The sequence below is a fragment of the Mycobacterium sp. genome (assembly GCF_049278535.1).
In the GTDB taxonomy this organism is placed as follows: Bacteria; Actinomycetota; Actinomycetes; order Mycobacteriales; family Mycobacteriaceae; genus Mycobacterium.
Window position 1 is genome coordinate 1 of the sequence record NZ_JBAPMI010000247.1, and the last position, 3,161, is coordinate 3,161.

Sequence of the window (3,161 nt, forward strand, 5' to 3'; positions counted from 1 at the left end):
GTACAAGCAGGACGGGTCGATCCTGTAAGAGTCGAACCGGTGCTGGATGGTTCGGCTTCTCCTCAGGGCGTGCCGCCCTGCATCGTCGCCGGACTACGCGCTGCGGCGGATGTTTCGCGTGCGACCGATGTCTCGCTTGAGCAGCAGTTCACGGTCCGTCTCTGACAGACCACCCCAGATTCCGTACGGCTCGGCGACGTCGAGGGCGTGCGCACGGCACTGAGCCATCACCGGGCAGGTGCGGCACATCTCCTTGGCGCGGCGTTCACGCTGAAGTCGGGCCCGGCCGCGCTCGCCGTCCGGGTGGAAGAACACTGACGAATCCACGCCGCGGCAATGGCCTTGTAATTGCCATTCCCAAATGTCTGCATTGGGGCCTGGTAGTTGCTCCGGTTGCGGCATTGATGTCCCTCTCTTCAAGCCAGTTCGCGATCAAGTACGTCGTCAACTGAATCGAGCGGGTCGTCGGTGACTACTCGTCGCTATAAACGTAGGGGCGCTAGGGAATTTCCGTCAACAGGCGGTAATCTGCCGAATGCCGAAGTGCGGCTTGGGAATTTACCCCGAGTTCATCGACGCGATGGGCACGTTGGGCCGAGGAGTGCATCGTGACCCCGCGCTTCGCGGAAATGTCGCAGTTCGCGGCCGAATCGTTCGGCAAGCACAACAAATATGATCATCGACGGATTTAATACCGGCGTAACTCAGAAACCATGAAGTCTTAACGGGTGGACCGCAGTGATACATATCTCTCGCAGCTCGCCTGTCGAGCCCGATCTGGCCGCCGCCGCCTTCGGCGAACAGCCCGACCGCTGGCCGTTGCCGGCTGCGACCACACCGGATCAGCGGTGGCTGCGTGCGGTGGCCGCCGGGGGACAGGGCCGCTACGCCAGCGCCCGCAGCGACCTCGCGGTGCTGCTCCGGTCGGCGCCCTCGGGCCGGCTCGCCTCGTTGGCGTGTAGCACACAGGCGTCGTTTCTGCGCCAGCTGGGCTGGCACGCCCTGGCCGGCGGCTGGGACGGTCGCGCATGGGCGCTGGCCTGCGACGACCCCGAGGCCGCGGGTGACGCGCTGACCGGGCTTGCGGCCGACGCGCTGGGTGTCGGGCGGCTGACGACCGCGGCGGCGCTGCTTGGGCGGGCAGACGTCTTCGTGGCGTCGGCGCCGCCCCGGTCGGCGGTACGGAGAGCCTGGGTCGCTGCGGAGCTGGCGATGGCCGGCGGCGAGGGCGCAGTCGCGGTTCGCAACGCGGAGGTCGCGGTCGAGTTGGCTGCGACCACCCTGGACGGCTCGGCCCGGCACCGAGCCAAAAGCCAGGTGGTGTTGGCGGCGGCGCTGTGCAGCTCCGGGGCCCTCGACCGAGCGAAGACGGTAGCCGACGCCGCGCTGGAGCTCACCGGCCAATTCGGGCTGCTGCCGCTGCGCTGGGCGGTGGCCTGTCTGCTCGTTGACCTCGGCACGGAAACCCCGACCCGGATCGCGGAATTGCGGGGAATCCGCGACGACTGCGCCCGTCGCGTAGAGCACTGGGGCGGAGCCTGGCATCGCGTCTGAAGGTTGCTGGGTCACTATGGTCGTAACGCTGTCCCCCCGAATCGGGTTATGCCAGGTTCGTAACGCTGGAGATGTTGCCGTCGATGTCAACGCGGGAGGAGCGTCTCGACGCTGTTGTTGCCGATGCTGTGGCAGGCGATCGGGACGCACTTCGAGAAGTACTGGAGACGATCCGGCCGATCGTGGTCCGCGGTGTCCGCCGAGACCGATCTGGATCAGGTTGAGCAAATGATCGCGCTGGGCCAATGGGATCAGGCCCAGGACAAGTTGGCCGCGGTCGGCGCTCACGTGCAGACCGTCAAGGACAACGGCCGCAAACAGGGGCTGATCGACAAGGTGAACCGGTTGAACGCGAAGGTCGCCGGCCGCGACCGCAGTGCGACGATGCCGCCCAACGCGCTGCCGGGCGCGGCTCCGGTGGTCAGCGCGACGGCCACCGTGGCGGTGATTCCGCCGGGCGATCCGGTAATCACGGTTGTACCCAACCCGCTTGGTGGTTAGGCAGAGATAGCCGCTCAGCGGCGACCGTGGAATCCTTCGGTGTCCGAGGTGGCCTCGTTGAGCGAGGCGTCGGCGTATCCGCGGCAGTAATCCCAGGTCACGTAGGAATCGGGTTCGGGGTCGTAGGCCGGCTCGTGTGGGCGCACGGTGCCATCGACCAGAAGCTGAAGCAGGTTGGCGCGCAGCATGTCCCAGTCGTGGTAGTGGTCCTGCTGACATTCGTCGCAACAGACGACCAGGCCGCGAACACCTTTGTGCGCCAAGAGGGCTTCGTAGATCGCCAGATCGGCCAGATCGGCCTCGACCGCCATCCGCTCCTGGGGGTCCAGGGGTTGGCCAGGCTCCACCGCGTCCAACGCCGCCGAAGGATCACAGGGGTCGTCGGCAAATGGGTCGGGCGGCAAACCGGGCGGGAGGTAGTCGCGCACGGCTCCACATTACGCAGCAGGGCGGTCATCACGCCAGCGCTACCCCGCAGCCCAGCCCCCATGTCGCCGCCTCGCGGGACTTCCCTCGGCGCGCGTCGTCAGCGGTGGCCGGGCTCCATAGCCCGCCTCCTCCGCACGCCGCGCCGCGGCGTGCATCGTCGCCGGGCGGCGAGCCGATAGGATGGCATTCTCACTCCGCGCGCGCATGGGAGGCCCCGGCAATGTCATCTGGCTTGTCCCGTCTCGAAGGCAGCGGCGACCTGATTGTCACGTCGTATCCCCGGGTAGGTGGTTTTCCGGACGATCCGGTGCCGACCGGTGGTGACGACCCGCAGAAGATCGCGATGCTGGGACTGACCTTCGACGACGTCCTGCTGCTGCCGGCCGCGTCCGACGTGGTGCCGGCCAACGCCGACACATCCAGCCAGCTCACGAAGAAGATCCGGCTGAAGGTGCCGCTGGTCAGTTCGGCGATGGACACGGTCACCGAGTCTCGGATGGCGATCGCGATGGCCCGCTCCGGCGGCATCGGGGTCCTGCACCGCAACCTGCCGATCTCCGAGCAGGCCGGCCAGGTCGAAACCGTGAAGCGCTCGGAGGCCGGGATGGTCACCAATCCGGTGACCTGCCATCCGGAGAACACGTTGGCCGAGGTGGACGCCATGTGCGCCCGATTCC

Annotated in this window: 5 protein-coding genes and 1 pseudogene; 4 read left to right on the top strand and 2 right to left on the bottom strand. The window is 67.2% G+C overall.

From position 1 onward, the window contains the following. Positions 1–93: 93 nt before the first annotated feature. A complete protein-coding gene (locus WAO18_RS16890) occupies positions 94–402 on the bottom strand; it encodes a WhiB family transcriptional regulator (protein ID WP_422207398.1) in 309 nt (102 codons plus the stop codon). Between the two features lie 339 nt (positions 403–741). Here WAO18_RS16890 and WAO18_RS16895 point away from each other — a divergent pair, with 339 nt between their 5' ends. The 3 genes and pseudogenes from WAO18_RS16895 to WAO18_RS16905 all read left to right on the top strand — a co-directional run bounded on the left by WAO18_RS16895 (position 742) and on the right by WAO18_RS16905 (position 2,055). After that, positions 742–1,554 carry a hypothetical protein gene (locus WAO18_RS16895; RefSeq protein WP_422207402.1) on the top strand — a complete coding sequence of 271 codons (813 nt, stop codon included), beginning with the start codon at positions 742–744 and terminating at the stop codon, positions 1,552–1,554. Positions 1,555–1,637: 83 nt separating this feature from the next. Further along, a pseudogene (locus WAO18_RS16900) lies at positions 1,638–1,754 on the top strand (RNA polymerase subunit sigma); the annotation flags it as partial. 28 nt (positions 1,755–1,782) lie between these two features. Continuing rightward, positions 1,783–2,055 (top strand): hypothetical protein, encoded by a 273-nt coding sequence (locus tag WAO18_RS16905; protein WP_422207399.1) that lies wholly within the window; start codon positions 1,783–1,785, stop codon positions 2,053–2,055. A gap of 14 nt (positions 2,056–2,069) precedes the next feature. On the opposite strand, the gene WAO18_RS16910 is transcribed toward WAO18_RS16905, so the two are convergent. Beyond that, positions 2,070–2,483, bottom strand: a complete 414-nt coding sequence (locus WAO18_RS16910; RefSeq protein WP_422207400.1) for a DUF5319 domain-containing protein — start codon at positions 2,481–2,483, stop codon at positions 2,070–2,072. Positions 2,484–2,704: 221 nt separating this feature from the next. Here WAO18_RS16910 and WAO18_RS16915 point away from each other — a divergent pair. Beyond that, on the top strand, positions 2,705–3,161 hold a 457-nt coding region (locus tag WAO18_RS16915; protein ID WP_422207401.1), incomplete at its 3' end, for an IMP dehydrogenase.